Source organism: Burkholderia sp. PU8-34 (assembly GCF_053427725.1).
Genome location: NZ_JBSAXC010000002.1, coordinates 271,363 through 296,240, shown reverse-complemented (window position 1 = coordinate 296,240; position 24,878 = coordinate 271,363). Strand labels below are relative to the sequence as shown.

General features: G+C 62.9%; 22 protein-coding genes and 1 tRNA gene. 7 read left to right on the top strand and 16 right to left on the bottom strand.

From position 1 onward, the window contains the following. Window positions 1-8: 8 nt before the first annotated feature. Complete coding sequence (locus ACV22Z_RS06055) at window positions 9-1,388, top strand: MATE family efflux transporter (RefSeq protein ID WP_448075415.1); 1,380 nt, start codon at window positions 9-11, stop codon at window positions 1,386-1,388. A gap of 12 nt (window positions 1,389-1,400) precedes the next feature. Here the strand turns inward: ACV22Z_RS06055 and ACV22Z_RS06050 are convergent, their stop codons facing one another. Then, window positions 1,401-1,610, bottom strand: coding sequence for a hypothetical protein (locus tag ACV22Z_RS06050; protein WP_448075414.1), 210 nt, complete (start codon window positions 1,608-1,610; stop codon window positions 1,401-1,403). A 139-nt stretch (window positions 1,611-1,749) separates the two neighbouring features. Between ACV22Z_RS06050 and ACV22Z_RS06045 the strand changes: the two genes are divergently transcribed. Further along, window positions 1,750-1,920, top strand: coding sequence for a hypothetical protein (locus tag ACV22Z_RS06045; RefSeq protein ID WP_448075413.1), 171 nt, complete (start codon window positions 1,750-1,752; stop codon window positions 1,918-1,920). A 235-nt stretch (window positions 1,921-2,155) separates the two neighbouring features. Here the strand turns inward: ACV22Z_RS06045 and ACV22Z_RS06040 are convergent, their stop codons facing one another. Next, window positions 2,156-2,962: a GNAT family N-acetyltransferase gene (locus ACV22Z_RS06040; RefSeq protein WP_448075412.1), complete on the bottom strand. Its 807-nt coding sequence runs from the start codon at window positions 2,960-2,962 to the stop codon at window positions 2,156-2,158. A 150-nt stretch (window positions 2,963-3,112) separates the two neighbouring features. Beyond that, window positions 3,113-3,574 (bottom strand): phosphohistidine phosphatase SixA, encoded by a 462-nt coding sequence (sixA, locus tag ACV22Z_RS06035; RefSeq protein ID WP_448075411.1) that lies wholly within the window; start codon window positions 3,572-3,574, stop codon window positions 3,113-3,115. 103 nt (window positions 3,575-3,677) lie between these two features. Between sixA and ACV22Z_RS06030 the strand changes: the two genes are divergently transcribed. The 3 genes from ACV22Z_RS06030 (at window position 3,678) to ACV22Z_RS06020 (ending at window position 5,447) form a co-directional block, all read left to right on the top strand. After that, window positions 3,678-3,754 (top strand) — tRNA-Pro (locus tag ACV22Z_RS06030). Then, on the top strand, window positions 3,711-4,379 hold the full coding sequence (locus ACV22Z_RS06025) for an SGNH/GDSL hydrolase family protein (RefSeq protein ID WP_448075823.1): 669 nt from the start codon (window positions 3,711-3,713) through the stop codon (window positions 4,377-4,379). Before ACV22Z_RS06030 ends, ACV22Z_RS06025 begins: the two co-directional genes overlap by 44 nt. Window positions 4,380-4,400: 21 nt before the next feature. Beyond that, window positions 4,401-5,447, top strand: coding sequence for an acyltransferase family protein (locus tag ACV22Z_RS06020; protein ID WP_448075410.1), 1,047 nt, complete (start codon window positions 4,401-4,403; stop codon window positions 5,445-5,447). Between the two features lie 242 nt (window positions 5,448-5,689). Here ACV22Z_RS06020 and ACV22Z_RS06015 read toward each other — a convergent pair whose 3' ends face one another. The 5 genes from ACV22Z_RS06015 to ACV22Z_RS05995 all read right to left on the bottom strand — a co-directional run bounded on the left by ACV22Z_RS06015 (window position 5,690) and on the right by ACV22Z_RS05995 (window position 12,774). Then, entirely contained in the window at window positions 5,690-5,977 is a 288-nt protein-coding gene (locus tag ACV22Z_RS06015) for a PAAR domain-containing protein (protein WP_448075409.1), read from the bottom strand. Between the two features lie 177 nt (window positions 5,978-6,154). Beyond that, window positions 6,155-6,610 carry a hypothetical protein gene (locus ACV22Z_RS06010; protein ID WP_448075408.1) on the bottom strand — a complete coding sequence of 152 codons (456 nt, stop codon included), beginning with the start codon at window positions 6,608-6,610 and terminating at the stop codon, window positions 6,155-6,157. Window positions 6,611-6,717: 107 nt separating this feature from the next. Continuing rightward, complete coding sequence (locus ACV22Z_RS06005; protein WP_448075407.1) at window positions 6,718-8,700, bottom strand: TIGR02594 family protein; 1,983 nt, start codon at window positions 8,698-8,700, stop codon at window positions 6,718-6,720. 3 nt (window positions 8,701-8,703) lie between these two features. Next, entirely contained in the window at window positions 8,704-9,822 is a 1,119-nt protein-coding gene (locus tag ACV22Z_RS06000; protein WP_448075406.1) for a hypothetical protein, read from the bottom strand. A 96-nt stretch (window positions 9,823-9,918) separates the two neighbouring features. Further along, window positions 9,919-12,774, bottom strand: a complete 2,856-nt coding sequence (locus ACV22Z_RS05995; protein WP_448075405.1) for a type VI secretion system Vgr family protein — start codon at window positions 12,772-12,774, stop codon at window positions 9,919-9,921. A 625-nt stretch (window positions 12,775-13,399) separates the two neighbouring features. Here ACV22Z_RS05995 and ACV22Z_RS05990 point away from each other — a divergent pair. After that, complete coding sequence (locus ACV22Z_RS05990; RefSeq protein WP_448075404.1) at window positions 13,400-13,831, top strand: hypothetical protein; 432 nt, start codon at window positions 13,400-13,402, stop codon at window positions 13,829-13,831. A gap of 64 nt (window positions 13,832-13,895) precedes the next feature. Here the strand turns inward: ACV22Z_RS05990 and ppx are convergent, their stop codons facing one another. Beyond that, a complete protein-coding gene (gene ppx, locus ACV22Z_RS05985) occupies window positions 13,896-15,410 on the bottom strand; it encodes an exopolyphosphatase (protein ID WP_448075403.1) in 1,515 nt (504 codons plus the stop codon). 275 nt (window positions 15,411-15,685) lie between these two features. Between ppx and ppk1 the strand changes: the two genes are divergently transcribed. Continuing rightward, on the top strand, window positions 15,686-17,749 hold the full coding sequence (gene ppk1 / locus ACV22Z_RS05980) for a polyphosphate kinase 1 (protein ID WP_448075402.1): 2,064 nt from the start codon (window positions 15,686-15,688) through the stop codon (window positions 17,747-17,749). A 228-nt stretch (window positions 17,750-17,977) separates the two neighbouring features. Here the strand turns inward: ppk1 and phoR are convergent, their stop codons facing one another. From phoR to pstS, 7 genes are all read right to left on the bottom strand, one after another. Continuing rightward, complete coding sequence (phoR, locus tag ACV22Z_RS05975; protein ID WP_448075401.1) at window positions 17,978-19,297, bottom strand: phosphate regulon sensor histidine kinase PhoR; 1,320 nt, start codon at window positions 19,295-19,297, stop codon at window positions 17,978-17,980. Window positions 19,298-19,382: 85 nt separating this feature from the next. Continuing rightward, window positions 19,383-20,084, bottom strand: coding sequence for a phosphate regulon transcriptional regulator PhoB (gene phoB, locus ACV22Z_RS05970; RefSeq protein ID WP_059566937.1), 702 nt, complete (start codon window positions 20,082-20,084; stop codon window positions 19,383-19,385). Between the two features lie 32 nt (window positions 20,085-20,116). Further along, window positions 20,117-20,821 carry a phosphate signaling complex protein PhoU gene (phoU, locus tag ACV22Z_RS05965; protein ID WP_448075400.1) on the bottom strand — a complete coding sequence of 235 codons (705 nt, stop codon included), beginning with the start codon at window positions 20,819-20,821 and terminating at the stop codon, window positions 20,117-20,119. Between the two features lie 18 nt (window positions 20,822-20,839). Next, window positions 20,840-21,688 (bottom strand): phosphate ABC transporter ATP-binding protein PstB, encoded by an 849-nt coding sequence (gene pstB / locus ACV22Z_RS05960; protein WP_448075399.1) that lies wholly within the window; start codon window positions 21,686-21,688, stop codon window positions 20,840-20,842. 15 nt (window positions 21,689-21,703) lie between these two features. Beyond that, the gene (pstA, locus tag ACV22Z_RS05955) at window positions 21,704-22,597 is read right to left on the bottom strand and encodes a phosphate ABC transporter permease PstA (protein ID WP_448075398.1); all 894 of its coding nucleotides are present in this window, start codon (window positions 22,595-22,597) and stop codon (window positions 21,704-21,706) included. Further along, complete coding sequence (pstC, locus tag ACV22Z_RS05950; protein ID WP_448075397.1) at window positions 22,594-23,580, bottom strand: phosphate ABC transporter permease PstC; 987 nt, start codon at window positions 23,578-23,580, stop codon at window positions 22,594-22,596. Before pstC ends, pstA begins: the two co-directional genes overlap by 4 nt. Before the next feature lie 94 nt (window positions 23,581-23,674). Further along, complete coding sequence (gene pstS, locus ACV22Z_RS05945) at window positions 23,675-24,706, bottom strand: phosphate ABC transporter substrate-binding protein PstS (protein ID WP_448075396.1); 1,032 nt, start codon at window positions 24,704-24,706, stop codon at window positions 23,675-23,677. Between the last annotated feature and the right edge of the window lie 172 nt (window positions 24,707-24,878).

The following is a 24,878-nucleotide window of genomic DNA, read 5'->3' as shown; positions in this document are numbered from 1 at the left end:
CGCCCGCCATGTCCGATTCCGCCTTATCGCCCGCGGCCGGGCACCAGCCGGCCGCTGCGTCGCACCGGCGCGTGCTGGCGCTCGCCTTCCCGATCGTCCTCGCGAACCTGACCCAGCCGATTCTCGGCGCGGTCGACACAGCCGTCGCCGGCCATCTCGACGGCGCGCAGTATCTCGGCGGCGTCGCACTTGGCGGGCTGTTCTTCAATTTCGTGTTCTGGGGCTTCGGCTTCCTGCGGATGGGCACGACGGGCCTCGTCGCGCAGGCGCACGGCGCGCGCGACGACGACGGAATCCGGCTGAGCGTGCTGCGCGCGCTGGTTGCCGCGTTCGCGCTCGGCGCCGCGGTGCTGGCGCTGCAGACGCCCCTGCTTTCGTTCACGCTGACCGCGCTGGGCGGCAGCGACGCAGTGCGCGCGACCGCGCTCGCCTACGCCCACGCACGGATCTGGGCTGCTCCGTTCGCGCTCGCGAACTACGTCGTGCTCGGCTACCTGCTCGGCGTGCAGCGCGTTCGGCTCGCGCTCGTCGTCCAGGTATTCATCAACGCGGTCAACATCGGCGCGGTGCTGCTGTTCGTCTACGGCTTCGGCTGGGGAATCGCCGGCATCGGCGTGGCGACCGCCACCGCCGACGCGTGCGGCTTCGTGCTCGGCGCGTGGCTGCTGTGGCAACTTCGGCCGCGCGGCTTGCCGCCGCTCGCGGCCCGCATGCTCGCCGACCGCGCAGCGCTCAAGCGTCTGATCGCGCTCAATCGCGACATCTTCGTGCGCACGCTGTGCCTGCTGTCCGCGTTCGGCTGGTTCGCGCACCTCGGCGCGAAACAGGGCGACGCGACGCTCGCCGCAAACGCGCTGCTGCTGAACTTCCAGACGTTCATGGCGTACGGCCTCGACGGCTTCGCGCATGCAGCCGAAGCGCTCGTCGGCGCGGCCGCCGGCGCACGCGACCGTGCCGCGTTCCGGCAGGCGGTGCGCATCACGCTGTTCTGGTCGGCGCTCGGCGCGCTGGCGTTCGCGCTCGTGTACTGGGCGGCTGGCGGCTGGATCGTCGCGCGGCTGACCGACCAGGCCGCGATCCGCGACGTTGCGGTGCGCTACCTGCCGTGGGCGGCGATCTCGCCCGTCGTGTCCGTGTGGGGATTCCTGCTCGACGGCGTATTCATCGGCGCGACGCAGACGCGGTCGCTGATGCGCTCGATGGCGGCGTCGCTCGCCGTGTTCGTCGCGGCAACCTTCGCGCTCGTCGGCACGCTCGGCAACCACGGCCTCTGGCTCGCTCTGCTGCTGTTCATGGCCGCGCGCGGCGCGACGCTCGCGCGCTACCTGCCGGGCCTGTCCGCACGGATCGGCGCCGTCGCACACACGGCGCAGACGCCGGTCGCCTGACGGCCGCCGGACTTACTGCGTAACGGGCGCGGTGGGCGCGGTGGGCGCGGTGGGTGCGCTGGCCGGCGGCTCGGCCAGCATCGACGGCGGCGTCATGTCGGTCGGCACGCCGTGATAGTCGGCCGGGTCCTGCGGTGGGTGGCCGCGGCGCGTCTCACGGGGATCGCCGGCGCAGCCGGCAAGAATCGATGCGGCCAGCACGGCCAGCATGAAGCGGGTCATCAAATCGGGCTCCGGAAAAGACAGCGCGCCTGTCGCGCGCACGGGTCGCGCCGAGTCTAACGGATTTCCGGTTTCGAAGTGGTGCCGCGCATGTCCTACTATGTACTGGATGGCGCTGTGCCGTTGAAAGGAGGCTGCCATGTCGTCTGAGGAAATCGCCGGCCTGATTGGCCTGTTCATCGGCTTGATGGTGCTGGTTGCGCTGTCGTACTTCGAGTCGCGCGAATACAAGCGCTCGCACGATGGCGAAGGCATGATCCATCACTGGATGGCGGAGCACCACCTGCTCGACTGGCGGCGCAGGCACTAAGCCGGCCGCGCCGCCCTTCCCGTTCCGACCCGCGCCGAACCCGGGTCGTCCTCCGGCGTGCCGCTTGTGGCACGCGGGTGGCGCCGCATCGCCCGAATTAATAGGGGGCGGATTTCACCCGTTGCGAATGACCAGATGAAAAAGCGCCGCTGCGCGGGTCGTCACCGTGCAGCGGCGTTTGCTTGCGTGCCCGCTGCGGACCCGTTACAGGCCCGCTTGGCATGCCGATCGGCACTCAGCCGAGGAAATGCCGCGCGTAGCGCGCGTTGATGTCGGACAGGCGGAACAGCGTCAGGAAATCGGCGCAGTTGAAATCGGGATCCCACGCGGGTGCGCCGCAGATCTTCGCGCCGAGACGCAGGTAGCCCTTGATGAGCGGCGGCGGCGCGACGACGGTGCCGGTCTGCAGTTCGTCGACCGGCAATGCCGTGTGCGGGAACGCGCGATATTCGGGCGCCGTCAGCGCGCTTGCCGACAGCGACTGGTACAGGTTGGCGGCATAGTGGCCGCCATCGGCCATCGACACGCTCGCGCAGCCGAGCATCGTTTCATAGCCGTTCTGCATCATGTACGCGCCGAGGCCGCCCCAGAGCGCCATGATGACGGCACCGCTGCGGTAGTCGCTGTGCACGCACGAGCGGCCGACCTCGACCATCTTGCCTCGCAGGTGCGTGAGGCGCGACAGGTCGAATTCGCCTTCCGCGTACAGACGACCGACGCGGGCCGCCTGGTGCGGCGGGAGCACGCGATACGTGCCGACCACCTTCAGGGTGTCGAGATCGCGCACCAGCAGGTGGTCGCAATAGGCATCGAACGGATCCACGTCGAGACCGGCGGGGCCGCTGACCTGCGCCCCCATCTCTTCGGCGAACACGCTGTAGCGCAGGCGCTGGGCCTCGCGCAGTTCGTCTTCGGTGCGCGCCCATGCGGCGCGCAGACGGAATTCCGACGTGACGGTTTCAGCGGCGCGCGGCAGGTGGCGTCGTGCCGAATCGAGCGGAAGCGAGGCAAAGGGGAGCGTAGGCGTCGGCAGTTCTCGCATTAGGCTTTCCTGGTCGTAAGGAATAAGGCGACATGCCCGCCAATGTAGTAACCGGCCGTGACCGTTATGTGGCATGACCGTGTCCGTTCAATGACGTGTCGCCGAATTGACTTTAGCAGAAAGCCTTTGGATACGTCTGACCTATGCCAATCAGGCCAGATCGGGCGACAGCGCCGCGCGCAGTACGGCCTGCCGGTCGCCGTTGCGCGTGCGGCTCGCAAGCCACACGATCCCGCCTTTCTTCACGCTCCAGCTGTCGTCGATGTCGGCAATCAGCCGCGCGGCGACGCTGCCGAGCGTCGGCTGATGCCCGACGATCACGACCGTTGGCGCGATCCCTTCCGGCCAGCCGGCCGCAGTCAGCACGTCGTCGACATCCGCGCCGGGGGCAAGCGCGTCGACGGTGCGGTACTGGTCGGTCAGCGCTTCGACGGTCTGCACGGTGCGGGCCGCCGGACTCGCGAGTATCACGCTGTTCGTTTCCAGCCGGTTGCGCAGCCATTTCGCCATCGCCTGCGCGTCCTTGCGCCCGCGCACGGTCAGCTGACGCGCGAGGTCGCTCGCCGCGTAATCCTCTGCCTCGGCGTGGCGCCACAGGATCAGGTTCATCATGATCGTCTCCGTTGTTCGTGACCGGTCCGTGAGCGCCGTGACGTGCGATGATCATCTGGCGATTGACCGATTGTGTGATTAAAGGATAGAATCTTTGGCTTGTCGGAGCGTAGCGCAGCCTGGTAGCGCATCTGATTTGGGATCAGAGGGTCGTAGGTTCGAATCCTATCGCTCCGACCAAAAACACCCAAGCAGTTCAACGGTTTGCGGATGGTGCAACATACCACCGCAAACCGTCTCCAAATTCAAAAATCCCCCCTTCTCCAAAAAGTACGCTGTCGGCGCATGCCGTGACAGTGCCGGATTCAAGAATGAAGGTGTCGGTGGAGCCGAGGCATTCCGGCTTCTTTCGGGAGCTTATGGAAAGCATCCGGACTGGGAAACGCAGTTGGCTCAGTCGAAGGCGCAGATCGTCCTGCTGGATTTCGGGCTCAATGACTTCTGCTACTGGAAGGCGCCGCAGTCCGGCGTCTACGACGAGTCACCGAGCGACTACGCGAAGATCATCGGATACCTGATCCAGACTGCTCGAGATGCCGGGAAGATCGTAGTATTGCAAGAGCCAGATCCGACTTGCAAGCAGCCGAACCCGCGGACGATCATCCAGTTCGTGAATGCGCTTCGCTCGGAGGCGTCCACTCAACACGCGCCGCTCGTCGCTCAATTCGATTTCGACCAGACGGCCCCTAACCGGCAGAGCATGCTGACCGACTGCGAGCACCCGAATGATCAGTTCTACGGCATCAAGGCAAAGCAAACTTTCGTCGTGCTCGAGCCGATCGTCCAGTCGCCCACGGCCCGATAACAATCAAGCATAGTTACCCAAATGCTCGGAGCACTTCGCACATTTCTGGCCCTGATCGTCATGGCCGCCCATCTAGGGCGATGGACTGACCTCACGGCGACCTACGCCGTATCGACGTTCTTCGTGATCAGCGGCTACCTGATGACCGCGACGCTCCATCGCAACTATGGATTCGGGCCCAGGGGATTCATTCGATTTTTCACGAACCGATTCCTGCGGCTCTATCCAATGTATTGGGCTGCGGCTGCGCTCTCCCTTCTGCTGATCGCTCTTGAACCCACGCTGGCCGCGGCATACCACCGGAATTTCCTCATCCCCGGATCAACTCGCGCATGGGCAGATCTCGCCGTCAACTGGTACTGGCGTCCCGACTTTCCCATGCCGGGCAAGCCGAGCGTTTCGCATGTCGTACCGCCGGCGTGGGCGCTGGCCGTCGAATTTGCGATGTACGTGGTGCTCGCATTGGGCGCGGCGCGCAACATCAAGACCGGCATGCTGTGCCTGCTTGCCGGCGCGTTGTTTCATGTTGCGCTGGCGCATGATGTGAACGAGCGGCTGTATGCGATACCTGCGGCCGCGCTCCCGTACGGCATCGGAATCTGCCTCTATTTCGCAGTCAACGCGTATCGGGCGAGCGTCGCTACATACACCTCGGTTGCCGCCACATGCCTGTACGGCGGATTCATCTGCGTGCTGCATTTCCTTCCGCTCGATGCGGCAGGACTCCCTTACTACCTGAATCTGGCGGGATTCGCCACGGCATTCTTCTTCATCGCGTCCGCGACGGAAGGGCGCCATTTCCGATGGATCGATCGAAACATTGGCGGCCTGTCGTACCCGATCTATCTGGTTCACTATCAGGCGGCTTTTGCCATCCAGCTTCTGCTTGCCACGTCCACGCCCGGATGGACGCTATTCTGGCTCGCGCTTCCCCTGGTCGTGGCATTGTCGACGGCACTTGAATATCTGAACCGACAGATCGTCGATCCATTCAGAAACGCGGTTCGTTCAACAGCACTTCCTACGGACGAGAAAGTAAAAATCGCCGAGCAATCAAGTGCCAGATGAAGCAAACGTGTCCGGCGGAAATTGAGGGCTGTTGGTTTTCCACCGGACGTCGTTGTCAGTGATCTGCTATAGAAACCCTGGACAGAAACGAGTGTTAGTGTTTCGGAGCAATTTTCCCAATGCGAGCGGGAGGTTGGCGATGAAACGCAAACAGTACTCGGTGCAGCAAATCGCTGCGAGGCGATCATCACTCGTCGTCGTACAGACTGTATGTCGCCGTCAGTTGCATCGGGAATCGACCGTCACACTTCAATCGACATGGCCCGCTGCGAAGCAACGAGCGTCGGTGGCGGGTCGCACCGGCAGATGCAAAGATCGTCGTGCAACGCCGCATGTCGGCCATCGGGCGCGGTCATCACCTGACGCGCCCCGGCGCATTTGATTTTGCCGATCGTATTGCATGCGGGGCATTGGACCTCGTCGCCCTCGTGGGCGATATCGCGACCTTCGAACTGGATCGTCGTTGGCGTGGCAATCACCGTTCCGTTCGCGGTGGTCTTGTCGCCGCTGAGTATCAGGTAACGTTGCATCGAATATTGCTCATTCAGCGGAATCTGGAACGGCGGTCCAGGCTACTCCTTGCTGCCGCGGCTTGCAGCAATCGACCGGGACTGCACCAGACATTCCGGACCGACAGCCTCGGCGAGTTGCCGCATGCGTTCATCACGGACCAATCAGGCACACTCCCGGCAGCCATATCACCATGGTCAGCGGATAGCAGATGGCTTATGTCCTGTCGCCTTCAACGCGGCATTGATATCGGCACGCGTGTTCACGATATGACCGCCCACCAGGCAATCCGACTGCACGGGCTTCGCGCCGGCAGCGAATCCCACGCCGCTGAGATCGGTCGCTACCCATTGCGCGTCACGCTTTTCCAGCGCGAACATCATGATCTCGGCCTGGTCATCCGTCATCTCCAGGTTACCGTCCTTATCGGCCAGTGCCACGCACACGAATGCGGCATCATGGTCTTTCACCAGGTCAGCCACAACATAGTGATAGTCCTTCAGGTCCGGTTCCTTGTCGTTCAGCCGGTGGACGGCTGCCAGTATGTGCGCGCGGTCAGGGTCGCTCCTGTCCAGATCACGGGCATACGCCACATTGGCCAAGGCAACAGTGAAAGTTACTGCACATGCGGCAAGTTTGGATAACTTCATCATCAACAATATTCGTGGAAGAAATGAATCGAACGATCTAAACAGTCACTGAGAGGCAGCGCGAAAGACTCGCAGGTCGTCACAACATCCGGTGCCGCTGAACGGCGCATTTATCGGGTAGATGCTGCCGTCATCGAGGTACTTCCATCATCCGGCACGAGCGCCAGATGATAGTCATCATCGGTTGCTTCATAGCCGATCGGCAAGCGATAAGCCACCACCAGGGATGGCGGCAGATGGCTTTTATTCACCTCATGCGCTTTACCCTGATTCCCGCCCAACGTTGCCAAGGATTGCAGATTCTGATGGGCATCAAATCGATGCGCTCCGTTGACAAAAGTAACGTGATACGCATTCTTTCCAAAGCGCACGACGGCAATAGCCCCATACACAGGCTTGTTTCCCTTGGTCGGTTGCCCCCATTTCAAGAAACTGCTTGCCATCGCATTCGTCTTTCCCTTGGTTCCTTCATAGCCGGCACGTTGCAGACACCAATTCACAAACGCCGCGCAATACGCGGCGGAATTCGGATTGGCGTTGGGCTGCGATGTTGCACCGAAGTACTCCTCAATATGCTCGGTGGAAACCTCCCCTCCCTTACGTTTCACACCGACGCGGCGCTCCTCTTCCGCATGAGCCATCCACGGTGCATGGTGAGCAGTTAGCGCCTCGGTTTTTGGCTGGTCGCTCTCATCGCGAGAACGGATAGCATGAACCGCGGGCGCGGGCTTTGGCGCGTTGACGGACCCGGCAGTCCCGCTTTCCGAGTGCGTATTTGCGTGTGCAGGCGCGCTCGCTGCAGACGCAGCCGGCGCCGTATGAACAGCTTGCCCGCTGGCCACTGCAGCCGGGGGCAATGCAGCGGCCGGTACCGGAGGAGCAGCCGCTGCAGATGCACCCGCCGCCACCGGAGCCGCCGCCGCCGCAGATGCACCTGCCGCTACCGGAGCAGCAGCCGGCGCTGCAATTGGTGCCGAAGCCGCCCGTGCATGCGGCTTCGGCACAGTCAAAACCTGGTGCGGATACAGGAAGTACGGCGATGCAATGCCGTTCAAACGTGCCAGCACGCGATAGCTCGTCGCATACTTCTTCGCGATCTTGCTGAGCGTATCCCCTTTCTGGACGATATAAGTCTCCGTACCCGCATGCGGAGAAGCGCTGGCTGCAATGGGGACGGCAGAAACAGCAGCGGGGGCGCATGGATGGCTCGCTGCGGTCTGAGTCTGAGTCTGAGTCTGAGTCTGAGTCTGAGTCGGAGTCGGAGCCGGAGCGGTCGGCGGCTTGTGCAATTCGGTCGCCGACGGGACAACGATCGTCGGCGCGATGACAGTAATGGCCGTGGCGGGCGTCGTCGGCGTCACGGCCTGCTCGATCTGCACCCACTTGTGGTCGTGCTCCGACCAGGCCTGTAATGAAACCGGCCCACCTGATAGCGCGGCCTGCACCTGCACCTGTCCATTCTGGTCCGTGACCAGATCGATCGTTTTGCTGCCCTGGGTTGCCTTGATCTTGGTGTTTGTCAGATGAGCCTTGGCCTGGTCGAGCACGTAGACGTTAACCGTCGGCAAGCAGCCTTTACAGCCCATCTTCTGCGCCCTGGCAATGGCCCGCTTCATCGAAGGCCCCCCGGATACTTCGATGATGTTTTTGGCGTAATTCTTGTCCGTGGCGTAGCCAGCGGCCTGCAGTGCCTTCGCTTCCTTTTCGAGATTGCCCTTTACACCATCGCTATAAAGACCGGCCGCAGCATAGCGAGGATTCGATGCGAGAAATCTCTGGCGATCGCGCATGCTTTCCAGCACGGACGGATAGACGCGGAACGGCGCTGTAACCCAATACTTGCTCCCGTCTTCCCTCTGCTCCTGGACCGTAAAAACGCGGGACTCGCCGTGCCACGACGAATCAGCCTTGATGTTGAAGACGTTGTTCGTCCCATGCAGAACGCGTTCGCCCCAGCCCGTTTCCTGTGCCGCCTGAGCGAGAATCAATTGCCACGAGCAGCCTGTCTCGTCAGCGAGCTGACGGGCCGGGCAATACAGATTCTTGATGAATTCCAGCTCATCGTCGTATGTGTATTTCTTGGTGTCTGTCATGACTTAATTCGCGCCCCGCTGAAATACCGGGCCATGCTCGTCGGTCTTGGCCACGCCGATCCAATTGCTGCCGTCGAACCCTGTCGCGTCCAGCTCGTTGCCGAATGAATGCATTGTGCTGACCGCATGCGAGACCAGATCGACAGACAGAAGCACGGAGTGACTGCCTTTGCATGAGTCACCAATAACGCTCAAGGCGCGGCTATTGAGAGATACCGTATTGACACCGCAGAGCGTGCCGTTCTTCGTCGAGAAAGTGGACGTCACCTTACCCGCGGGATCAAGCGTCGCAACCGTCAACACGCCCGATGGCGTCACCGCGACGTCATACACGCTGCCGTCGGGGGACAAGAACGCGCTTGCAGACGTGACATTGCCGGGCAGCGGGTACGCAGACCACACGTATCGTTTTCTGCCGAGATCGATCTGCGATACCGCGTATCCATCGTGCCCCGCACCGGCATTCGGCAGGAACTTGCCCGCCACCAGCAGATGCTGGCCATCGAACCGGGCCGACGCATCGGTCCAGAATGCCCCGCTCGACAGCTGCGTCAGCGTGGCCTGACCGAGGCCGGCATCGAGGTGAGCGAGGAATGTGCCAAACGGCCCGCCACGCTGCAAAGTCGCGCTCGTGCCGCCCGCCACATTGATGCCTGTGGGGCCGACATCGAGCATATAGAACCATTCATCGAAGCCCGCGTGAATCGGTTGTCGTTTCTCGAGCTTACCCGCCGCTGAAATACGGTTCACTACGACACTTGTCTGGCTGAGGGACTCGCTGCTCTGGGTATGATCTTCGGTCACCGCGTAAATCGAGTGGCCGTCGCTGCCGCAGGCGACCGCCGAATTACTGACATAGCCTGAGCCATATGGAATGGCGGTACGCCACATCACCCGACGGCTGCCGGCATCAATCAGCACAACCATTGCCGATCGGCTCGGTCCAGTGTCGTCGTATACATGCCCGCTTATGCAATAGCGGTCATTGCCAATCGGATCGATGGCGTCGGCACTAAATCCGTCTGGTGTGCCAAGCGGAATATCTACCGCCTGCGCGGATGCAACCGTGATATGAACCAGCATCGCGCTCAACGCGACGCGTATCAAACGCTTAACCTGCACTCCTGCTCTCATCTGCTTTTGCCTCATCTCGTCCGGCAGCGATTGACCGCCATCGCCGATTTCAACTGCTCACCAGTTCCCAATCCTGTGCGTGGCTCATGCCACGGTGCTTTCGGTATCCGCCGAGTCGTCTGCGTCCGTATCGTCGTCGACCGCATTCGCAGCCGCATGGTCCGCATAATCGAACACGCCTGCGTCGGGATGGTCAGCCTCGTTGCCGGACATATAGAACGGCTCCTGATACGTCAGCGTCTTCCACTTGCCCTGGTTCAGATCGAAAATCGCCTTGAGCTGCTGCGGTGTATCGGTGAAGGCACGCAGAGTCTGTCCGTCGCCGTCAAGCATGCCGCTGCCGAGAATCATCCCCGACTCGCTAACGAACTGGTAACCAACCGCCTGCGCAATGCCATCCGGCTTGTGCAGCACTTCGTCGAGCACCAGTTGCTGGCTGTACTGCAAGGATTGCTGGCTTTCGAAGAACGCCTGCTGCGGGGGTGAGGCGCTCGTGCCACCCTGTTTGCTCCACGATGCGCACCGCTCCACGATCTGCCCAGGCGTGCCGTTCTCGATCCCGTTGGTCGATATCTTGATGTACGAATTGCCCGCGCCGATCCAGATTTCCTTCGGGGCCGTCAGAACGATCCTGCCGTCCTTTGTGGAAATCGAGATGTCCTTCAGCGCCGCCAGCGCCATCGCATCGCCCTGCGCCTGAATCTCGACCTTGCCCTTCGCCGCAAACAGCTTCATCCCCGCCTTCTGCACGAACAGGCTGAGTTTCTCCGCAACGCTCGCAACCAGCGACTTGCCTGTCGCGACGTGCGTGTTTTGCCCGCTGACGAGATTGACGTGCTGGTCCGCCGTGATCTGCGTAGATTGCTGCGTCGACAGCGCGATACCCTCCGGACTCGCCATCAGCATGACCGGCTTCGCGAAGCTGTTCGCGCTCCCGGTTCCGCCGCCGGCCGTCCGTCCGCGATGCGACGCGGCGGTGACACTGTGCCGGGTCGCGTCCCGGAATCCGGCAAGCGCGTCGCTGCCGGGTTGCAGGCTTTCCGCCTGGCTCGCCACACTCGCCTGCGACTGCGCGTCGAGTACCCCGTACGCATTGACGAGTTGCTCTGTCGCCGCGCCCGCATCCAGCGGCTGCCCGGCCGTCGCCTGGTGCGTCGACACATACAGCCCCTGACCTGCGCGGATCGCCCCATACGCTGTTGACTTCAGGTCGAAGCCCGTCCCGAGATAGCTTCCTCGCGTGTTGTCCGAATGGTCCACGAGGTGCCCAAGGTGCAGATGCGAGTCCGCACTCGTCGAGTACAGTTGCGCGCGGGTCTGGCCGGTCGAGTCATCCATCACGAGATGGTTATAGCCGCTGCCGCCATATTCCTTCGACCGATAGCCCGACAGGATGCCGTTGCTATGCCATTGCGGCCGGACGTTCCCGTTGTAGACGCGGTGGAGAACGATAGGCCTGTCACAGTCCCCGCCTACGTAACCAACCAGAACTTCTTCACCAACTCTCGGAACGTGAACGCTCCCATAGCCGCCACCTGTATCCGACTGCGCGACTCTCACCCAGCATGAGGCATTCGCGTCCCCCGAGTTCTGTCGGTCCCAGACGAACATGACCTTGACCCGGTTTAGCTCGTCCGTGTACACGTCTTCGCCCCGCGGTCCGACAACGATGGCCGTCTCCAGCTCCATCACCGGCTTCTTGTGCTCGAACGGGCTCCGATACGGGACCGTTACGCGCTGCGCCTCGACTTCGACCAGATAAAAACCGGCTGAGCCGTCCTCATGGATGACAACTTCTCCCGTGTGTCCCGACCTTGCCTGCACCAGTTGGTTCTGCAGGCTATGCGGAAAAATCGCTTCCTGGCTTGATACTGGCAGGTTGTTCTCGATGTACCTCCGCACCTTGATTGCCGCAAATTCACGCTGACTCGCCGGGTCGCGGTCATGTTCCGGATGATCGGTCAGCACGAAGCGGCGGCCGGCGTCGATAGGGCGAACCCCGCCCACGCCGAAGAATCGCTTCGCTCGTGACTCCCATTCCTCCAGGTGTACCTTCGACAGATGCTCACCACGGTTGTGGTCCAAAAACGTATAGGCGCCGGTGTATTCGTAGACTTCAGCCTGTTCCGGCAGATTCCCTTGACCAGACATCGTCGGTAAGGTCGTGCCTTTGGGATCGACAAGGGGCGCTGGCGCCTTGTAGTCGAACGTGCGCGTCGTATGAACGGTACTCTGCAATGTCCGCGAACCCACCCACTGCGTAAATGCATCCGTTTCGCTACGCGCACCTGCCCTGGAGAAGCCGACCGGATTGGGCGACATCTCATCGAGCGCGTAAATGTCGTCGGTCACGACGAGCCTGTGCGACTTCCCGTCCTCGTCGTGTCGCCAGAAGCCGAACAGCCCCTCCTCCTCCATCAATCGATGGACAAAATTCCAGTCGGTCTCACTCTGGCGACAGTACGAGCGCGGCGGCAATGGCTTCAGCAACGCGAATTCGAACTGCCCTCGCGCTTGCGGATGCGCATTGAATACGTCTGCAATGATGGCGTCGACGCTCTTGTCCTGCCAATACCGCATGTCGCTGCGGAATTTGAGGAAATGCATCCATGAAGCGAAAGCCAATTGATAGCTTGAAAGACTACCGTCAGCGCCAAGCCTGCGAGCCGTGTGAATGTATCCGTTGATCGGCAAATAGGACTTGTTCGCTTGCTGAATCCAGAGCGTTATCGGTTGGGCGATCAGCGTCTTGAGTTCAATATCGCCTGCCGTGGACACCATGTCGAGCGTGACACTGAAGTCACGGCCGAGCTCGGAACAGGTCACGGCCCGGCGTGGCACGAGCGCGTTCTCAGGCAACGACGGGATGCTCGCCTTGAGCAGGCGGTCTTGCTGGATCAGGCCGCCACGAATCGCCTGAGCCACTTCGGTCATGTTCATTCGTTATTCATCTTCTTCTTTTTTTGCGAGCCTGCTGCGGCCCGCACTCTCCCGGGAACGGCCCCCGGTTATATCGCCGCAATTCCAGCGGCGTCGCCAATTCATCAGAATGTACCTTGATCGTGAAAACAACAATATGGTCTGACAAAAATTGATACACAAATCTTCATGAAAGCGCGCCCGGCATCCGTTGATTTTATTAATATTCGATTTACCAAACATTTATCTTTCCAATTCATTTCATGAAATCGGAAGTGGCGTAAGGTTTTAACCCAGGCGGGAATCAAATTGCGTGACGACTCCGTGAAGAGCTGCGCGCTTCATTAATGGACGAAGCGACGATGCGCACAAGCCTGGACGACGCCATCGAACGATCGACGGCGAAACGCAAGCGCGCTGCCGGGGAATCCAACGGATGCGAAGGAACAGTACGAGCGACAGATGAAGGAACTGCAGCAGGCGTAGGGCGAAGCGATGCTGGCGCTACGCGCAAGGAAAATCAGGTTCCGCCGGGTCATTTCACATACGGTGACCGGCAGCCCCTCGGCTCCGGACCGAACATTCCCCCACCGCGAAATACCGCGCAACACGCGATAATATCCGGCAACAAGACCATCACCACCGCATGAAGAACCTTCTTCTGTCCGCCCTCTTCAGCGCGCTGCTGGCACTGGCGGCACCGGGCATCGCGTCCGCCAAGTCGCTCGATGCGGCGCTCGACTGCCATTCGAACGGCCACGCGTTCGTGGCGCCGTTGCTCGCCGCCGGCGACATTCAGTCAGAGCCGATGCACGTCGAAGCGAATTCGGTCAATGCATTCCACACCGAACACCCGCTGACGGCCTACGGTTTCGGCGTCTACGTCGTGCTCGGCTTTCAGGCGAACGACCCGATTTTCCGCCAGGGCAGCGGCACGCCGATCGGCGATTGGGCTTACGGCGTCGTGGTGAAGGGCACGAAGAGCGCCGTCGAGGCGGCCGTGCGCAAGGCTGGCAGCGACGCGACCGTCAAGCAGGCGTTCCCGTTTCTCACCGCGATCGTCTGCGCGTCGGACTGACCGGTTCGACGCAGGCGGGCCGGACGCCGGTCGCGCCTGACCGGCCCTGCCATCGTGTCCTCGCTCATGCCCCCGTATAGACGACTCGATACGGAATACCGACCTTCTCCCATTCCGCCGCCTCCTGGCTGAGGCTGTAATCGGTCAGCGGATTCTGCTCGACCCATGCGCTCGGCAGGCGCACTTCATACCCGCCCTTTTTCATCTGCGAAACCGAGATGTCCGGCAGCCCCGCATCGGTACGGCGCCGGCACAGCAGCGCGGCCAGGCGCAGACAGAACAGCAGCGGCCACTCGACCTCGCGCGCCTGCGACAGCTTGCCGAGCTTGCCCGCGTGGCCGAGCACGAGCGCAGCAAGCCGCGCCTGGTCGGTACGCGAGAAACCCGGCATGTCCGCATTGCTCGCGATGTACGCGGAATGCTTGTGATACGCGCTGTGCGAAATCGACAGGCCGATCTCGTGCAACGCTGCGGCCCAGCCGAGGAACATCCTGCTTTCGATGCGGCGTTCTTCGTCGGGCTCCTCGAGCTGGTCGTAGAACCGCACCGCCAATCCGGCGATCCGTTCGGCCTGCGCACGATCGACGCCATAGCGGCGCGAGAAGCCCTCGACGGTCACCGCCCGCATGTCCTCGTGCTGCGCCCGGCCGAGCAGGTCGTACAGCACGCCGAGACGCAGCGCGCCGTCGGTCGTGTCGACATAATCGATGCCGAGCTCCTCGAACACCGCGAGCATGATCGCAAGGCCGCCCGCCAGCACCGGTATGCGGTCGGGCTTCAGCGCGACGAGCTTCAGCCGGTTGACGTTCTCGGACTTGATCAGCGCACGCTTCAGCCGCTCGAGGCCGCCGCGGGAAATCCCGTGCGAAATGCCGGGATCGTTGAAGCCGTTCGCCTCGACGAGCTCCGCGAGCGCGCGCGCGGTGCCCGACGAACCGATCGCCTGGTCCCAGCCCGCCTTCTTGTAGTCGCTCGAGATGATCTGGATCTCGCGCTTCGCGGCGAGTTCGGCCTGCCGCATCGTGTATTCGTCGACGTTGCCGGCCGGGAAGAATGCGCGGCTGTGGCTCACGCAGCCGATGTACAGGCTTTCCATGACGAGCGGCGTGTAGTGCGAGCCGATGATGAATTCGGTCGAGCCGCCGCCGATGTCGACGACGAGCCGCTTGCCCGCGCTCGCCGGCACCGAGTGCGCGGCACCCGCATAGATCAGGCGGGCCTCTTCGCGACCCGCGATCACTTCGATCGGAAACCCGAGCGCCGCCTCCGCCTCGCCGAGGAATTCGCCCGCGTTTTTCGCGACACGCAGCGTGTTGGTCGCCACCGCGCGCACGTGATCCGGATGGAAATCGCGCAGCCGTTCGCCGAACCGCTTGAGCGCCTCCCAGCCACGCTCCTGCGACGCGCGATCGAGCATCTTGTCGCGCGACAGGCCCGCGGCCAGCCGCACCGGCTCGCGCAGCGCGTCGACAGGATAGATCTGGCTGCCCGCAGGCGTCTCCTCGATGCGTCCGACGATAAGCCGGAAGCTGTTCGAGCCGAGATCCACGGCAGCCAGCAAGTGGGGGGTTGTAACCATCAGAAGGGGGCTCCGTGCGCGGTCACGCGCGGCAGTCTGCAGCCGCGCGGCAGTCATTCAAAGGCGACATTTTAAGCGTGGAACGCTTGCCGGTGTCACGTTCGCCGGGCATGCAGACAGCAGAATTGTATATAGGCGAAACATTTATGAGACGAAAGGTTTCCAGCGTAGAATTTGCCGGACCATAACGATTATTGTCATTTGCACGTCATCGCACCGTGAGAGTTTCCGAGCGTCCTTTCGAGTCCTTGCCCGACCAGCCCCCTTCTCTGCCGATGTCCGTTCGTTACCCGCTTCTCAATCGTGAACTCGGCATCCTGGGATTCAACGAGCGCGTCCTCGCACAAGCGGCCGACCCGCATGTGCCGCTGCTCGAGCGCCTGCGCTTCATCTGCATCACGAGCAGCAACCTCGACGAGTTTTTCGAAGTCCGGATGGCCGGCCTGCAGGAGCAGATCCGCGACAATCCCGGCGCGCTGACGCCGGACGGCATGTCGTTACAGCACGCTTACGATCTCGTCGTCGAGCGCGCGCAGCGTCTCGTGCATCGTCAATACACGATGCTGCACGACACGGTGCTGCCGGCGCTCGAGCACGAAGGCATCTACTTCCACAGCAGCGACACGTGGAACGACGAGCAGACCGAATGGGCTCGGCGCTACTTCTTCGACGAACTGCTGCCGGTGCTGACGCCGATCGGCCTCGATCCCGCGCACCCGTTCCCGCGCGTGCTGAACAAGAGCCTGAACTTCGTCGTCGAGCTCGAGGGCCGCGACGCATTCGGCCGCCAGGCCGTGATGGGCATCGTGCAGGCGCCGCGCGCGCTGCCGCGCGTGGTGCGCATGCCGCATGCGCTGTCCGGCTTCGAGCACGGCTTCGTGCTGCTGAGCTCGTTCATGCAGCGCTTCGTCGGCGAGCTGTTTCCGCAGCTCACCGTGAAGAGCTGCAACCAGTTCCGCATCACGCGCAACAGCGAACTGTTCGTCGACGAAGACGAAATCACCAACCTGCGCGTCGCGCTGCAGGGCGAACTGCCCGCGCGCCACCTCGGCAATGCGGTGCGCCTCGAAGTGTCCGCCGACACGCCGGCGCACATCGTTCGGCGCCTGCTCGAGGAAAGCGGGCTCGACGAGAAGGATTGCTATCGCGTGATCGGTTCGGTGAACCTCGTGCGGCTGATGCAGATCCCCGATCTCGTCGACCGGCCGGACCTGAAGTTCGCGCCGTTCACCGCATCGATTCCGCCGGCGATCGCGAATGCGGCGACGTTGTTCGATGCGATCGACGATGGCGACATCCTGCTGCATCACCCGTACGAAAGCTTCCAGCCTGTGCTCGAATTGCTGCAGCAGGCGGCGAAGGACCCGAGCGTCGTCGCGATCAAGCAGACGATCTATCGCACGGGCACCGATTCGCCGCTGATGGACGCGCTGATGGAAGCGGCACGCAACGGCAAGGAAGTGACGGTCGTCGTCGAGCTGCTCGCGCGCTTCGACGAGGAAACCAACATCAACTGGGCGTCGCAGCTCGAAGCGGTGGGCGCGCATGTCGTGTACGGCGTCGTCGGGCACAAGTGCCACGCGAAGATGATGCTGATCGTGCGGCGCGTCGTGCAAGCCGGCAAGGCGTCGCTGCGCCGCTACGTGCACCTCGGCACCGGCAACTACCATCCGCGCACCGCGCGCCTCTATACGGACTTCGGGCTGATGACGGCCGACCAGAAGATCTGCGAGGACGTGCATCACGTGTTCCAGCAGCTCACCGGCATCGGCGGCGAGCTGACGCTGAACGAGCTGTGGCAGTCGCCGTTCACGCTGCATCCGCGCATCATCGACGCGATCCGCGCCGAGACCGACAACGCGCGTGCGGGCAAGCGCGCGCGCATCGTCGCGAAGATGAACGCGCTGCTCGAGCCGTCGGTGATCGCGGCGCTGTACGAAGCATCGCAGGCCGGCGTGAAGGTCGACCTGATCGTGCGCGGCGTCTGCGCGCTGAAGCCGGGCGTGCCGGGGCTGTCGGAGAACATCACCGTGCGCTCGATCGTCGGCCGCTTCCTCGAGCATCACCGGATCTACTATTTCCATGCGAACGGCGCCGAGGACGTCTACCTGTCGAGCGCGGACTGGATGGACCGCAACCTGTTCCGCCGCGTCGAAGTCGCATTCCCGATTCGCGAGCGCAAGCTGAAGCGCCGCGTGATCGCGGAAGGCCTGTCGGTGTTCCTCGCGGACAACCAGTCGTCGTGGTCGATGCACAGCGACGGCCACTACCGGCGCCGCCGCGTGGGCAAGGCGACGCGCAACGCGCAGCTCGGGCTGCTCGCGAAGTTCTGTTCGTGACGCCCCAAGCCGCGATAACGCCGCCGTAATGCATGGCGCGCGGCGACGCGCCACCATGAAAAAAGCACAGCCATAATTGAAAGGGCTGAGTCCCGTGCAATACAGAACTCAGCCCTTGGGCGCCTGGCTTTTAACTGTCCAACTTCGCGGGGCACAGTTCATCGAGCTGTGCTTTTTTGTGCACAGACGGACGCGCACCGGCATCCGGCGCACGCCCCTGCCATCTCATCAGGCTTCGTACGCCGCCGGCTTCACGGTGACGGTCCGCAACGCGGGAAAGCGCGCGGTGAACGTGCTGCCGCGCCCTTCCTCGCTCTGGATGTACAGATGCGCGTCGTGCCGCTGCAGCACATGCTTGACGATCGCGAGCCCGAGCCCCGTGCCGCCCGTATCGCGCGAACGGCTGCGGTCGACGCGATAGAAGCGCTCGGTCAGCCGCGGCAGATCGGCGGCCGGGATGCCGAACCCGCTGTCCGTCACCGAGAACACGGCCTGCGAACCCTCGCGGCGCCACGACACCAGAATCTTGCCGCCCTCCGGCGTATAGCGGATCGCATTCGTGACGAGATTCGCGAACGCGCTGAAGACTTCCGTCTGCGCGCCGGCAACCGCAAGCGTGTCGTCGACCGAAAACCCGATATCGTGATGCCCGTTCGACAGCGATTGCGCGTCTTCCTTCAGATGGTCGAACACGGAGCGCATGTCGATCGCGTGATCGGCCGCCGGCTTGCTCTCGCCTTCGAGCTTCGCGAGCACCAGCAGGTCGGTGACGATATGGCGCATCCGCGACGCCTGCTGCTCCATCAGGTCGAGATAGCGCGCGCGGTCTTCCTCGTTGAGCGGCAGCTCGCGCATCGTTTCGAGAAAACCCGACAGCACGGTGAGCGGCGTCTTCAGCTCGTGCGACACGTTCGCGACGAAGTCGCGCCGCATCGCGTCGGTACGCTCGAGCTCGGTGATGTCCTGCGTCAGCAGCAGCTTGCGGTTCTCGCCGTACGGGAACACCTGCACGGCGAGTACGTTCTGCCGCGCATCGCCCATCCCGTGCATCACGAGCATCTCGTCGTAGTGCTGAGAATTCAGGTAGCGGACGAAATCCGGATGCCGGACCAGGTTGGTGATGTGCTGGCGCAGGTCGCGCTTGGCGTCGAGGCCGAAATGCACTTCGGCAATCGCGTTGCACCACTCGATCTGGTCGTGGTCGTCGAGCATCGCGACGCCGTTCGGCGACGCCTGGATCGCCTGGATGAAGCGCGAATGCTGCTGCTCGACCTGCCGTACCTGCGCGTGCCATTGCTTCGCGAGCTTGTGCAGCCGGTAGTAGATTTCGCCCCAGATGCCCGGCGCGCTCGGCACTTCGCCATACACCGGCGCGTCGAGCAGGCGCCACAGGCGCTGCGTGTGGAAGGTGCTGAAAAAGCCCTGGGTGACCAGCATCACGACCGCGAACGCGAGCCCCGCGGTCGGGCCGGCAATGAAGCCGACCAGTACGCTGATCAGCACGAGCAACACGAGCGACACGATGAAGCGCGCCCAGATGATGTTCATGATTCAGCGTCCGAAAAGTTGAAAAGCCTGCTGCGGCGCGCGATGCGCCGCCCTTGCACAACGTACGTTAAGTACCTGACGCGTATTATGCGTGCTTCGCAAGCCGGTAACCGCTGCCGCGGACCGTTTCGATCATCGCGTCGCAACCGGCCGGCTTCAGGGCCGCGCGCAAGCGCTTGATATGCACGTCGACGGTGCGTTCTTCGACGAACACGTGATCGCCCCATACCTGGTCGAGCAGTTGCGTTCGGCTGTGCACGCGCTCCGGATGCGTCATGAAGAAGTGCAGCAGGCGGAACTCGGTCGGGCCGAGATCGAGCTTGATCTCGCTGCCTTCCGCGTGCGCGGCGACCCGATGCGTCGCCGGGTCGAGACGCAGCCCGTTGATCGACACGACGTCCTCGGTCAGCTGCGGCGCACGGCGGCGCAGCACGGCCTTGATGCGTGCCATCAGTTCCTTCGGCGAGAACGGCTTCGTCACATAGTCGTCCGCGCCGATCTCGAGGCCGAGCACCTTGTCCTGCTCGTCACCGCGCGCGGTCAGCATGATGATCGGGATGTGCTTGGTGCGCTCGTTGTTGCGCAGGTCGCGCGCGAACGCGATGCCGGACTTGCCCGGCAGCATCCAGTCGAGCAGCACGAGATCGGGCAGCACGTCGCTGATCAGGTTCGCCGCCTGCTCCGCGTTGTACGCGCGGATCGGGCAGTGTCCGGCATGCTGGAGATTCACCGAGATCAACTCGGATATCGCGGGTTCGTCTTCGATGACGAGAATGTTGCTGGGCATCGGCACCTCTGTTCCTTGGAGCGAAGTTCGCTTTAACTGTTGGCTTCGCGATCGAGCGTGTCGCGCGGCTGGTGCCGCACATCGGTGCCCTTCACGATGTAGATGATGAACTCGGCGATGTTCTTCGCGTGGTCACCGATCCGTTCGATCGCCTTCGCGATGAACAGGTATTCGAGGCCGACCGAGATCGTGCGCGGATCTTCCTGCATGTACGACACGAGCTTGCGCACGAACGCGCGGAATTCCTGGTCGATCTCCTTGTCGTCCTTGACGATCTGCGCGGCGGCGACCGTGTCGAGACGCGCGAACGCGTCGAGCGCGCGGCGCAGGATCGTCACGGCCATCTCGCCGGACACCTTGATCTCGGCGATGTTGACCGCGCGCGCGGCCGGCTCGTCGACCAGGCGGCGCACGCGTTTCGCGATCTTCTCCGCCTCGTCGCCGGCGCGCTCGAGGTTCGTAATCGTTTTCGAAATCGACATCAAAAGACGCAGGTCGCGCGCGGCAGGCTGGCGCAGCGCGATGATGTTGCCGCATTCCTGGTCGATGTCGACTTCCATCGTGTTCAGGATCTCTTCGTTCGCGATCACCTTTTCGGCCGCGTTGCGGTCGAATTCGTTGAGCGCGTGCATCGCGCCGATGATCTGCGCCTCGACGAGCCCGCCCATCTCCAGCACCTTCGACGACACGGCATTGAGATCGGCGTCGAACTGACTCGACAAATGTTTATCCGACATGGCTGTTGTTCTCCGTCATCAACCGAAACGGCCGGTGATGTAGTCTTCCGTTTCCTTGCGTACCGGCTTGATGAAGATCTTCTCGGTTTCGCCGAACTCGATCAGTTCGCCCAGGTACATGTAGGCCGTGTAATCCGAGCAGCGCGCCGCCTGCTGCATGTTGTGCGTGACGATCACGACCGTGTAGTCGCTCTTCAGCTCCGCGATCAGTTCCTCGATGCGGCCCGTCGAAATCGGGTCGAGCGCCGAGCACGGTTCGTCGAGCAGCAGCACTTCCGGACGGATCGCGATGCCGCGCGCGATGCACAGACGCTGCTGCTGGCCGCCCGACAGGCCGTAGCCGCTCTGGCCGAGCTTGTCCTTCACTTCGGTCCACAGCGCGGCCTTCGTCAGCGCCCACTCGACGCGGTCGTCCATTTCCGAGCGCGTGAGCTTCTCGAACATCTTCACGCCGAACGCGATGTTGTCGTAGATCGACATCGGGAACGGCGTCGGCTTCTGGAACACCATGCCGACCCGCGCGCGCAACAGCGAGATGTCGCGCTTCGTGGTCAGCAGGTTCTCGCCGTCCATCAGGATCTCGCCTTCGGCGCGCTGCTCCGGATAGAGCGCATACATCTTGTTGAACGTGCGCAGCAGCGTCGACTTGCCGCAACCCGACGGGCCGATGAACGCGGTCACCTTGCCTTCCGGAATGCGCATGTTGATGTTCTTCAGCGCATGGAACTTGTTGTAGAAGAAGTTGAGGTTGTTGACCTCGATCTTCGCGTTCAGCGGCTCGAGCGGACGGCCGTCCGCGGCGCCGTGCGTACCGGCCGGTGCAGCGACGCGTTCGATGGGATTCAGGTGGCTTTCTGCCATATTCATCGGATTGCTCCGCCGTTACTGTTTCGAAAAGATCGAGCGCGCCAGGATGTTCAGTCCGAGCACTCCGAGCGTAATCAGGAACACGCCCGCCCAAGCGAGCGACTGCCATTCCGCGAACGGGCTCATCGCGAACTTGAAGATCGTGACGGGCAGGTTCGCCATCGGCTGGCTCATGTTCCACGAGAAGAACTGGTTCGACAGCGCGGTGAACAGCAGCGGCGCCGTTTCACCGGCGATCCGCGCGACTGCGAGCAGCACGCCGGTCATGATCCCGCCGAGCGACGCGCGCAGCGTGATCTTGATCACCATCCGCCATTTCGGCGTGCCGAGCGCGAACGCCGCTTCGCGCAGTGCGTTCGGCACGAGCTTCAGCATGTTCTCGGTCGTGCGGATCACGATCGGAATCTGCAGCAGCGCGAGCGCGATGACGCCCGCCCAGCCGCTGAAACGGCCGGACTTCGCGACGACGAGCGCGTAGACGAACAGGCCCACGACGATCGACGGTGCCGACAGCAGGATGTCGTTGATGAAGCGGATCGTGCTCGCGAGCGGGTTCTTCTTGCCGTACTCGGCGAGGTAGACGCCCGCCATGACGCCGATCGGCGTGCCGACCAGCGTGCCGAAGCCGACCAGCAGCAGGCTGCCGACGATCGCATTCGCAAGGCCGCCACCCTCGGTGTTCGGCGGCGGAGTCGATTCGGTGAACAGTTGCAGCGACAGCCCGCCGATGCCGAGGCGCAACGTCGTGTAGAGGATCCACACGAGCCACATCAGGCCGAACACCATCGCGCCGAGCGACGCGGTGAGCGCGATCGCGTTGGTGATCTTGCGCTTGCGCTGCAGCCGCGCACGCATCGCGTCGAGGACGGCGCCATCGGGGCCCGGGAAGTTCATGACGGGCTGGCTCATTTCGCACCCTCACCTTTTTCGAGACGCAGCAGCAGCAGCTTGGAAATCGCCAGCACGATGAACGTGATCACGAACAGGATCAGACCCAGCTCCATCAGCGCCGACGTGTGCAGGCCGGGCGACGCCTCGGCGAACTCGTTTGCGAGCGCCGACGTGATGCTGTTGCCCGGAGAGAACAGCGACACGTTGTCCAGCAGGTTCGTGTTGCCGATCACGAACGTGACCGCCATCGTTTCGCCGAGCGCGCGGCCGAGGCCGAGCATCACGCCGCCGATCACGCCGGTCTTCGTATAGGGCAGCACGATCTTCCACATCACTTCCCACGTCGTGCAGCCGATCCCGTACGCCGATTCCTTCAGCAGCACGGGCGTGACTTCGAACACATCGCGCATCACCGACGCGATGTACGGGATGATCATGATCGCGAGGATCACGCCGGCGGCGAGAATGCCGATGCCGATCGGCGGGCCGGCGAACAGCGCGCCGAGCACCGGCACGCCGTCGAACAGGCGGCCGATCGGCTTCTGGAAATAGGTGGCGAAGATCGGTGCGAACACGAGCAGGCCCCACATCCCGTAGACGATCGACGGAATCGCGGCGAGCAGCTCGATCGCAATGCCGAGCGGGCGACGCAGCCACACGGGCGACAGCTCGGTGAGGAACAGCGCAATGCCGAAGCTGACGGGCACGGCAATCAGCAGCGCGATGAGCGACGTCACGATGGTGCCGTAGATCGGCACGAGTGCGCCGTAGACATCCGAATTGGGATCCCATTCGGATTGCCACAGAAAGGCGAAGCCGAACTTCTGGATGGTCGGCATCGACGAGATGATCAGCGAGACGATGATGCCGCCGAGCAGCAGCAGCGTCACGATCGCGGCGAGCCGCGCGAGGCCGCCGAACAGGACGTCCCCGGTGCGGCTCGGCGCGCGTTGCTGCGCGCCCTCGGAGGACCGGGAAGACACGTATGGGATATCAGACATGGTTGCCTGTTTTTGAACGCCGGGCGCCGTAACGCCCGGCCTTACTGCACACGCTGCCCGGCCGGCTCGGCCGGACAGCGAACCGCTGCAACGCTTACTCGGCGATCGGCTTGCCTGCCGAGTCCGTCACCTTCGCCTTCCACTGCTTGCGGATCTCGGCCGTGACTGCCGGCGGCAGCGAGATGTAGTCGAGGCTGTCAGCAGCCTTCTCGCCGTTCTTGAACGCCCAGTCGAAGAACTTCAGCGTTTCCGCGCCCTGCGCCGGCTTGTCCTGCTTCGCGTGCAGCAGCACGAACGTCGCGCCGACGACCGGCCATGCGTCCTTGCCCGGCTCGTCCGTCAGGATCTGGTAGAACGACTTCGACCAGTTCGCGCTCGCGGCTGCCGCCTTGAACGTTTCGGTCTTCGGTTCGACGACCGCGCCCGACGTGTTCTTCAGGGCCGTGTAGACCATGCCGTTCTTCTTCGCGTACGCCCACTCGACGTAGCCGATCGCGCCCGGCAGACGCTGCACGAATGCCGCGACGCCGTCGTTGCCCTTGCCGCCCGTGCCCGTCGGCCAGTTGACCGTCGTGCCTTCGCCGACCTTCGACTTCCACTCGCCGTTGACCTTCGACAGGTAGTTCGTCCAGATGAAGCTCGTGCCCGAGCCGTCAGCACGGCGCACGACTGCGATGTCGGTATCCGGCAGCTTGACCTTCGGGTTCAGCGCGGCGATCGCCGGGTCGTTCCACTTCTTGATCTTGCCGAGGTAGATGTCGCCGAGCACCTGGCCCGACAGCGTCAGTTCACCGGCCTTCACGCCCGGCACGTTGACGACCGGCACGATGCCGCCGACTACCGTCGGGAACTGGAACAGGCCTTCCTTCGCGAGTTCGTCGTCCTTCAGCGGCGCGTCCGAACCGGCAAAATCGACCGTCTTCGCGATGATCTGCTTCATGCCACCCGACGAGCCGATGCCTTGGTAGTTGATCTTCGCGCCGCCGGCCTGCTGATAATCGGCAGCCCATTTCGTATACATCGGCATGGCGAAGGTGCTGCCTGCGCCCGTGATGTCGGCGGCGTGCGCAGCGACGGCGAAAAGCGCGCCAGCCAGGCCAGCAATCGCGGTTTGCATCAATTTCATGAGACCTCCAGAGTGTGAGCGGATGACTACGGCACCGCGAAGGTTAGGGGCTCCTCATGACGGTAATGTGACAATCGATGAAACTGGCGTGACAGTAACATGACTGGTTGAAAGGCAACAGCGGAGGGGAGAATGCGCGTGCCGGGAATGCGCTGGCACGGTCAGAGTCGGC

Coding starts and splice junctions, on each gene's coding strand:
- ACV22Z_RS06055 (WP_448075415.1), top strand. CDS start 9: ATGTCCGATTCCGCCTTATCGCCCGCGGCCGGGCACCAGCCGGCCGCT.
- ACV22Z_RS06050 (WP_448075414.1), bottom strand. CDS start 1,610: ATGACCCGCTTCATGCTGGCCGTGCTGGCCGCATCGATTCTTGCCGGC.
- ACV22Z_RS06045 (WP_448075413.1), top strand. CDS start 1,750: ATGTCGTCTGAGGAAATCGCCGGCCTGATTGGCCTGTTCATCGGCTTG.
- ACV22Z_RS06040 (WP_448075412.1), bottom strand. CDS start 2,962: ATGCGAGAACTGCCGACGCCTACGCTCCCCTTTGCCTCGCTTCCGCTC.
- sixA (WP_448075411.1), bottom strand. CDS start 3,574: ATGATGAACCTGATCCTGTGGCGCCACGCCGAGGCAGAGGATTACGCG.
- ACV22Z_RS06020 (WP_448075410.1), top strand. CDS start 4,401: ATGCTCGGAGCACTTCGCACATTTCTGGCCCTGATCGTCATGGCCGCC.
- ACV22Z_RS06015 (WP_448075409.1), bottom strand. CDS start 5,977: ATGCAACGTTACCTGATACTCAGCGGCGACAAGACCACCGCGAACGGA.
- ACV22Z_RS06010 (WP_448075408.1), bottom strand. CDS start 6,610: ATGATGAAGTTATCCAAACTTGCCGCATGTGCAGTAACTTTCACTGTT.
- ACV22Z_RS06005 (WP_448075407.1), bottom strand. CDS start 8,700: ATGACAGACACCAAGAAATACACATACGACGATGAGCTGGAATTCATC.
- ACV22Z_RS05995 (WP_448075405.1), bottom strand. CDS start 12,774: ATGAACATGACCGAAGTGGCTCAGGCGATTCGTGGCGGCCTGATCCAG.
- ACV22Z_RS05990 (WP_448075404.1), top strand. CDS start 13,400: ATGAAGAACCTTCTTCTGTCCGCCCTCTTCAGCGCGCTGCTGGCACTG.
- ppx (WP_448075403.1), bottom strand. CDS start 15,410: ATGGTTACAACCCCCCACTTGCTGGCTGCCGTGGATCTCGGCTCGAAC.
- ppk1 (WP_448075402.1), top strand. CDS start 15,686: ATGTCCGTTCGTTACCCGCTTCTCAATCGTGAACTCGGCATCCTGGGA.
- phoR (WP_448075401.1), bottom strand. CDS start 19,297: ATGAACATCATCTGGGCGCGCTTCATCGTGTCGCTCGTGTTGCTCGTG.
- phoB (WP_059566937.1), bottom strand. CDS start 20,084: ATGCCCAGCAACATTCTCGTCATCGAAGACGAACCCGCGATATCCGAG.
- phoU (WP_448075400.1), bottom strand. CDS start 20,821: ATGTCGGATAAACATTTGTCGAGTCAGTTCGACGCCGATCTCAATGCC.
- pstB (WP_448075399.1), bottom strand. CDS start 21,688: ATGAATATGGCAGAAAGCCACCTGAATCCCATCGAACGCGTCGCTGCA.
- pstA (WP_448075398.1), bottom strand. CDS start 22,597: ATGAGCCAGCCCGTCATGAACTTCCCGGGCCCCGATGGCGCCGTCCTC.
- pstC (WP_448075397.1), bottom strand. CDS start 23,580: ATGTCTGATATCCCATACGTGTCTTCCCGGTCCTCCGAGGGCGCGCAG.
- pstS (WP_448075396.1), bottom strand. CDS start 24,706: ATGAAATTGATGCAAACCGCGATTGCTGGCCTGGCTGGCGCGCTTTTC.